Source organism: Noviherbaspirillum sp., assembly GCF_035654295.1.
GTDB lineage: Bacteria > Pseudomonadota > Gammaproteobacteria > Burkholderiales > Burkholderiaceae_D > Noviherbaspirillum.
Genome location: NZ_DASRXF010000096.1, coordinates 20825 through 28890 on the forward strand (window position 1 = coordinate 20825; position 8066 = coordinate 28890).

Sequence of the window (8066 nt, forward strand, 5' to 3'; positions counted from 1 at the left end):
TTGGAGAACCATCCCATATGTGCGGGCCACCCTGACAAATTGCTTGAAACTAATTTAATAAATAACTGTTGTCAATTGGTATTTACCCAGAACAACGCAGCGTTTTCGTTTCCCCGCAGCATACCGTATCGTGGGCGCGTGCACTATGCCCGGTGTGCGTTTTGGGTGGAATCCTCAGAAATTTTCACGCAGGTAGATCACCTCGTTGTGCCCTTTGTACACACCGAAGCGCGCACGTCCCGGAACAGGGTTCGGGAGGTGCGGGTTGAAGACGTTGATATTCATGTCAAGGCTGCCGTCATACTTGCCGTCGCCGCTCGGCTTGGCCAGCTTGTAGCTTGCCTTTCCGTTGACGAACACGACGGACGGCGGGGACACACTTGTTTCGTTTTCGGTAAAGTTCTTCCGCGGATTGCTGAATACGACATTTCCCGCCTGGAACGCGCTGCTGTTGTCCAGCATGTTCGTGACGTAACCCGTGCCGTTCCAATACTGGGCGGTGACGCCGATGGTCAGGGGCAGCAGTTCCGAGCCGTGGGCGCTGGCGACCTTGAGGCGGCCCATTCGGCTGCGCGTGGTGAACAGGTGTTGGCGTTCGGCGCTGCCGCTTGCGTCGGCATCGAGGTTCACTGCGCTGGCGTCTAGCGTGACACCATCCGAGTCGCGCGGGGCAGCGCCGATTTTCAATGTGTCATAGGGCCCCCACGTTGCGTCTGCGGTTGCTGTAGTCGGCCGCGCAAGATTCGCACTGACAGCAAAGGTTCCTACCCCGCCGGACCAGCTGCTGACCGGATTGCCCGGCATGGCACCGAGACTGAGGCGCGGAGTGAGCGGCGTGCTGCCGCCGATCGCACCGAGGCCGAAGCACTGGCCTGACGCGCAGCCGGCCGTGAACCAGTTGGCGCCAAGCGAAGCGCCGTCCAGCTTCGCGTAAGGGCCGATGTAATTGGCCGTGATATCCCCGTCGGTATTGTGCGCCATGACGGCAAACTGCATGAGCATCGGCTCGGCCATGTAGGTGAAGGCATCAGGGGCATTGACCTTGGCGACCCGTGCGAGCTTGGCCTCGGAATCGGCGTTGACTGACAGCGTGACGTCCTGCCCCGCGACGGCGGTCACGGTTGCCTGGAGTGCTTCACCACCAGGTCCGGCGCCATCGATGCTCAACTTATCACCGACTGCAATCCCGGAGGGGTCGTCGCCATTGGCGATGTTGAGCAGGTTCGATCCTGCGCCAATCGAACCCGTCAGCTGCATGTGATAGACGTTTGTATTCGTCGCCCCGGTAAGGGCGGGCGTGTTCAACGTGATCGTATTTCCTGCCACGCCAACCACCCGGGCTGCCAGTCCGGTTCCGCCCTGCCCGGCGCCCCAAACCATGAGGTAATCGCCGGTGGCGATGTTGGCGGACGAAGCGACGGCGAGCGTCGTCGCGCCGGCGCCGATCGTTCCCGTCGTGCGGCGGACATCCGAACGCGGCACGAGGCGGCCGGTCATGCTGAAGTGATTGGGGATGAAGCGGCCGACGTTGCCCGAAAATGAGAAAACACCGGCATCGGCGACTGCAGCGAGTGCAGGATTGCTCAATGTTATTACAGTGCCGTTGATCGCGTTCACCGTCGCCACGAGCTTGCCGCCTTCCGGGCCAGCCCCTTCCACCATCAGAAGGTCAGTGACGGCGATTCCCGCTGGAGACGCAACAGTAAGCAAGTTTGTCCCGAGCGAAATTGTCCCGGTCGTACCGACCACGTTCGATCCAAGATATTTTTCATCGGCATCATCCGGAGCGATCTTCGGAGCCAGCCGGATGATCCCCACCTCGCTAAAACTGTACGAACCACTAGCTACCCCATTACTGAACGACCCGATCCCGCCGCTCAGTGTTCCCGAAAGGCCGCCTGCCGGTGCAACCAGTGTGTGCTCAAGGGCGACGCCCTCCGGCGGCGTCTCCCTCCCGAAACTCGGCGTGACCACCCCCGTTGCATTCCTTGCCGTGACCGTCACTGAAAAATCATGCCCCGCCCGTACAAACACGGGATCGTTTGGTCCGCTTGCTCCCGGGTTGCCCGGAACCGCAATATCAAACCGGAACGGGCGGACCACGAAAGGTCCTGACGAGCCGGAGATCGGGGAATTGTTGACCTCCGTCTTCGCCCAGAGCGTAACCTGTCCCACATCGTCATACCTCAGAGAGAATGGCGCGCTTCCGTTTGCATCGAAGGTCATGTCAACATCCGTGTAGGCGGTCACGCTGCTGCTGCCATTACGGGAAAGCATTGCAGTCGTCGTGGCGGCAACCTGCATCAAGTCGCTGCCATAACAAGTCGAAGGATTGTTGCACTGATACGCAAGCTGGAGCGTTTTCCTTCCCGTCAGTGCCGCTACGCATGCTTTCGCCGGATCGTCGGTGGCCGCCGTGTTTGTCTGGATGGCACGCAAGTAGTAGTTGCCGGCAGCAAGGCCGGAAATCTGCGGCGGAATGACGTTGACCTTGCCCGTCGCCGTAGTCGAGAAAACGAATCCCGCCTTGCTGAACGTTGTCGTGCAGCTATTGGCAGCCGCACACGTCGTCCCGTCCTTGCAGCATCGGCGCAGGTTCGTTGCTGCAAGGGTCTCTCCGGAGAGCTGCACGATCACGGGCGTCGCGTCCGGCGCCGCCGGATAGCTCAAGGTCGTCGTTGCGGTGCCGGAGGAATCGAAGGCAACCGTCTCGTTGGCCAACGTGGCACCACTTGCCGACAGCGTCGCCGTCTGCCCCTCCACGCCGGCAAACGGATTCGTGCAGGGGCTGCTGCTGTCGGCGCAGGCCGTGACCGTCACCGTCGTCGGCATGCAGCTGATGCTCTTTTCGGGCAGCGACAATTCATAGTGATGGACGGCAGCGGTACAAGGGTGCGTCAAGTTCTTGAGGGCGTTGATCCCGGTGGCGCTGAGGGCCGATCCGTAGATATACACTTCGTCGATGTAACCGTTGGCCGAGTTCGCGGTGTAATCGTCTACATTCACGGAGACACTGGCCGAGCGCCTCGTCCCGATATAGAGCGTATCCATGTTCCCCAGTGTGCCGCCGACATTTGTGGTGGACGAGCCGGCCAGGGCACCGTCCACATAAATAAACAGCCTGTCTGCCCCCAGGTTCCACGTAATGGCAATGTGATGCCAGGTACCAGCCGCAAAACTGTAGTTAGTGGTTGTAACCGCGGTCGACTCCAAATCCGAGCTGTCTTCAATCGCGAACCGGAGGCCGCCGTTTTCGCGCTTGACGAGATAGAAGTGCCTGTCCTGATTATGGTTGTTGCCGAGGTCCGCGGAGGCGTCGAGTAGCATGCGGTCATTATTGTCGTTCCACGCCGAATTGCTGCGGTACCAGAAGGCGATCGTGCCGGCGTTCCCGACGGAGTTGATGTCGATGCCGGTATTCACGCCTTGCGAAGTTCCGGCGGAGATGGAGCCTGCACCACAGGTGCCGGGAGTACCCGGGATCGCGCCCCCGGCGGCAAATGGATATCCCGTCGGCGCGGCTGTACCCAGCCTGCTACCGTGCCTGTTGTTGCCGCTTGAATCCTTGACCGCGCCGGTCGTACCCCATGCCGTCTCGTCCATCGCGTAGTAAGCGAAGGGCGGGAAGGTATAGCTGTCAGTGGCCGTGTTGTTGGCGGTGTTGGTATCCAGCCCTCCGGCGGCCGAAACGGTCGCGGTATTGATGACCGCTCCGGAAACCGTGGAGGCGATATTCACGTTCAGGGTCAAGGCAGGCGCTGTCGTCCCTCTGGGAAGCAGGCTGTTCCTGGTGCAGGTGACCGTCTGGCCGCTGCTGGAGCATGACCAGCCGGTACCGGATGCGGACGCAAAGGTCACGCCGGTCGGCAATGTGTCCGTCACGGTGATCGGCGCCGGCTGCCCGCCGGGACCATCGTTCGTGACGAGGATCGTATAGCTTGCCGTGCCGCCCGCCGACAGGGTCGCCGGAGTCCGCGACATCAGGATCGACAGGTCGGCCCACATCGTGTAGCTGTCCGACGCGGTGTTGTTCGACGAGATGTTGTCGAACGCGCTGCCGGTCACGGTCGCCGTGTTGGTCTTCGTGCCGGACGCGTTCGCGGCGACGGCAACGGTCAGCACCAGCGCCGGTGCGGACGCGCCGGAGGCAATGCTGCCTGTCCGGGTACAAGTTACTGTCTGCCCGACGGCGCTGCACGACCAGCCCGAACCGGAAGCCGATACGTAGCTCAAGCCGCTCGGCAAGGTGTCGACGACGGTGATCGGGCCGGGTTCGCTGTTCGGTCCGTTGTTCGTCACGATGATGGAATAGGTGGCGTTCTGGCCGGGATCAAGCGGATCGGGTCGCGACATCGACACCGACAGGTCGGCAACGGCGGTATTGGTGACGCTGATGATTTCGGCCGACAGCAGCACGAGGTCGCCGCCCGAGCGGTAGATCGATTGCGCGGAAGTCTCGCCCGGCGTCAGGTGGGACGACGTGAGATTGAACACGTCGAAATCGACGCCGTAAGTGGTGATCGGCGGGCTGGTGATGGTCGATATCGAGTTGAATTGATTCGTGGCGGGGTTCGATCCATCGCTCAACGTGATGCCGTTAAAAATCAAGCCTTCGTTGAACCCGTTCAGCGATTCGGAATTGCCGACGTCGCCTTCCCAGGTGATATAGGCATGCTTGCCGTTGATGGGGGACGGCGGGATGCGGAAATTATTGGGCGTGAGCGTGATGCTGTTGCCGCGGTAGGCCTGGAAGCCTTCGAACACATTGATCACCCGGAAATCCTCGCCCGGATGCGAGTAGATCGCCACGATCGCCCAGCCGCCGACGACGGCGGAGTTGGTGCAGTGGGGCGTGCCGGCGTTCACCGTCAGGCCGGACAAGGTGTAAGTGTCATTCCCCTTTGCGCTGACGATGGACGTGATGTCGGCCGCACCGCTGAAGTAGTAGTAATTCGTGCCGTTGTAGTTGAACGTGGCGGTGTAGCGCCGCGACGCAGGCGCGGAAATCGTGTTGCCTTCGAACGTGACCGTATAGTCGGGTGTCGACGTGAGGTTGGTGGACGATCCGGCCCAGTAGAGATAGGCGGCCGTCACCGTTGCGCCGGACGGAATGCCGGCAAGGGCGGCGGAAGTCGCGGCGGTCGTAATCGCGCAGGCATTCCCGTCATCCGACTGGGTGCGCAGCGAGCGCGCGGTGCCGGTGAAATTGGCGTGGCCGGCGAAGCTGGAGAACAGCCCCGGCGTGGTATCCGCATGCGCCGGGCGGGCAAGCAGCCACAGCGCCATGCACAACAGCAGAAAAGCCGCGTACCGGATTGTCATCCCGGCATGTCTCATTCATTTCTCCAGATAGTGACCTGCAGCTGCCGCTCCACGTAATTTGCCGTCGCCAGCGTGCCCTGCGACGCGGTCGAAGTGAGCGTATAGACCCGGATATTGTCGGGGGCCTCCAGGGCCGCAACGGAAGTGCATGTCACGTTGACCGTATAGGCTCCCAGGCCGCCGGGCAGGTTCAGTGCCTGCGTTGCCGGCCCGGTTCGGCAAGTGCTGTCGAATCCCGTGCCGGAGTTCTGCAAGACCTGGTACACCCCCCACTCGATGCCGCCGCGTGCGGCCTGCAAGGCCCGCACGCCGAGGACATCCTGTGCCGATGCCTGGTGCTGGGTGGTCGAGAGCGTCACGGCGAAGGTGCCGAGCGCGGCAATGATCACCAGCAGGAAGACCGCCGAGGCCAGGGTGAACCCCTTGGAAGCGTTGCGCATCGTCTTCATGGCTGGTTACTCACATGGGCGGCCACATACAGCGTCACGGTTTCGCCGTCTTGCGTCAGGCCGAGCTGCATCGTCACCAGGCCCGAGCGTTCGGCGACCACATTGGCCGAGTAATCGAAACGGCAAAGCGTCACGTTATTGGCCACGAGGGCGCTGTTCGCACCGGCAATCGGAACCGCGCTCGGCTGCGTTTCATTGATCGGATAGCCCCAGTAGCGTCGCAAGGTACCGCCGGTGGCGGAAGGCGCGCATGCGTAGGTGACTGGTTTGGTGATGACGTGGAAGCGGTTTCCAGGCGATTCGAACGGCAGGCGTGCCGTGGAGTTGATCTGGATGGCGCCCGAACCTGTACCGGTGACGGCGCGGCGGTTATGGGTCTCGAGGGTGTTTCCCTCGTAGGCGTCCGCACCCGCGACGCCCAGGTTGTACACAACGATCTGGTCGCCCGCTGCGATTGCCGGCATGGGGCCGAGTACGGTGAATTCGTTATCCGCGGCGTCGAAATTGAGCGGGTTCCCGGGTGGCGCGGCGGCGTACCGCCCTCCTCCCAGGCAGCTTGCATTGGTCGCGCATGCCGAGGAACCCGTGGGCAGGAACTCAAGGAAGCAGGTTCCCGTCGTGCCGTTGCAGGTACCCGTTACACGCACGCTGTTGGGCAGCGCCAGTCTTACGTCGCGCGAAATGCGGCGCAGCGCCGTGTCGGCGGTGTCGGTCAGCTCCGCCCGGCGCGCCAGGTCCATGTACTGCTGGACCGGTTTGGTGATGAAGACGGCAACCATCCCGGCAATGATGCCGGTGATGACGATCACCATGATCATCTCGGTCAGCGTAAATCCGCTCTGGAAGCGCTTGCTCATGGCGTCGTCCTCGGCGCGTAGCGCGTGCGAATGCCCTGGACCGTGATTTCCTCGCCCAGCGGGTCGACGACGGTGACGGTGATCAGCAAGGCGGCACTGGCGGGCACGTTCGGCAGCGTTGTCACCCTGCTGATCGAAATCGGCTTGAGCTTGTATGCGCCAAGCCCGGCGATCGCCGCGGCGCCACCGCTGGTGATGTCATAGATGCCGCTGGTGTTCATCGCGAAGCCGGCGTAGTCGGCCACGTTATCGAAGGGAGCAGTCGCGGAATAACGGGTTTCCGCGGCCGGGGTCGGGCCGTTGAGTGCGGCGCCGTCATTGTCCTGGTCGATCGTGCATTCGGCGACAGTCTGCGCGGTTTCCGCATTCTCATCGTCCGGATCGCAAAAGGTGAACGGCATCAGCATCACTTCTTCCAGCATGGATTCGGCAATCGCCAATGCCTGCTTGCGCACCATCGGGTCGGCACTGCTTTTCGAGGTGACGTTCTGCACCGCGAGAAGGCCGACCACGCCGACGGAGACGACCACGATGAACATGACCAGCTCGACCAGCGATATGCCGGACTGGCGGGCAGCGTAGCGGATGCGTGTGTCAGGTATGGACATAGCCGGTTTCCGCTTCCACGATGATGTCCATCGGCATACCGGACACCCGGAATGTTTGCCCGGCAGTCGCTTGACCGAGGGCGGTGAAGGTGAAGGCGTTCGGGGTGCTGGTGTATGTGACGCCCGACGGGGCGGTGATCGAGTACGGGCTGGCGCCAGTGGGGCCGGCGAGGTTGAGGGTGCAGACCGCCGTATTTCCTGCTGCCGCCGCGATGGTCAGCGTGACGCTGGTGGAGGTAAAGGCAACGCAGACATTGCGCCGCTGCGCGATCGCCGTTTTCTGGGCGTAGCGCAGGATGGCGAGCGTCTCGTCGTGAAAGCCGCGGCTGTCGAAAGTGCTCCTGTCGAGGAATCGGGGAACAACGGCAACCGCCAGGATCCCGACCATCAGCAGGATCACGATCAACTCCGTCAGCGTGAAACCTCTGCGTCTATGCATATGTGCGGTGGTCAGAGACAAGGGCGGTTTGCTTCCTTGCCGTACTACGAATTTCCCTTAGCAAAAACAACAAAGCCCAATCAGATACTCTCATTGGGCTTCGTTGGTCTGAACCGCCAGCAAACATGGCGGGGGCGTACATTACAGCATTAGGGGGCAGGGGAATTCGCTGCGCCGATTGCCGAGAACGTCGCCGAGTAGCCAGTGTCCTTCTTGAGCGTGCAGGTCACGGCCGCACCGTTAGTGGTTACCGTTGTATCAGCCTCCAGATAGTACGCAGTGCTGCTTGCAGTCGTGCCAAGGGTGAGCGCCGGGTTGAGTAACGCACCTACATCGGAGCAATCGGACACCTTCACGCACTTGTTGTCGGTGACGACGTTGTTCGTCGCCG

The 8066-nt window shown here is 61.9% G+C and carries 5 protein-coding genes and 1 pseudogene; all 6 read right to left on the reverse strand.

Annotated elements, in window-relative coordinates; translation table 11 throughout:
• Positions 1–174 precede the first annotated feature (174 nt).
• Positions 175–5322, reverse strand: a complete 5148-nt coding sequence (locus tag VFF99_RS10305; protein WP_325017531.1) for a DUF6701 domain-containing protein — start codon at positions 5320–5322, stop codon at positions 175–177.
• Between the two features lie 11 nt (positions 5323–5333).
• Positions 5334–5771: an agglutinin biogenesis protein MshP gene (locus tag VFF99_RS10310; protein WP_325017533.1), complete on the reverse strand. Its 438-nt coding sequence runs from the start codon at positions 5769–5771 to the stop codon at positions 5334–5336.
• Complete coding sequence (locus VFF99_RS10315; RefSeq protein ID WP_325017535.1) at positions 5768–6628, reverse strand: type II secretion system protein; 861 nt, start codon at positions 6626–6628, stop codon at positions 5768–5770. The genes VFF99_RS10310 and VFF99_RS10315 overlap by 4 nt, the downstream gene beginning before the upstream one ends.
• Positions 6625–7236 (reverse strand): type II secretion system protein, encoded by a 612-nt coding sequence (locus tag VFF99_RS10320; RefSeq protein WP_325017538.1) that lies wholly within the window; start codon positions 7234–7236, stop codon positions 6625–6627. The genes VFF99_RS10315 and VFF99_RS10320 overlap by 4 nt, the downstream gene beginning before the upstream one ends.
• Complete coding sequence (locus VFF99_RS10325) at positions 7223–7675, reverse strand: type II secretion system protein (RefSeq protein WP_325017540.1); 453 nt, start codon at positions 7673–7675, stop codon at positions 7223–7225. The genes VFF99_RS10320 and VFF99_RS10325 overlap by 14 nt, the downstream gene beginning before the upstream one ends.
• 149 nt (positions 7676–7824) lie before the next feature.
• Positions 7825–8066: pseudogene (locus VFF99_RS10330) on the reverse strand (hypothetical protein); the annotation flags it as partial.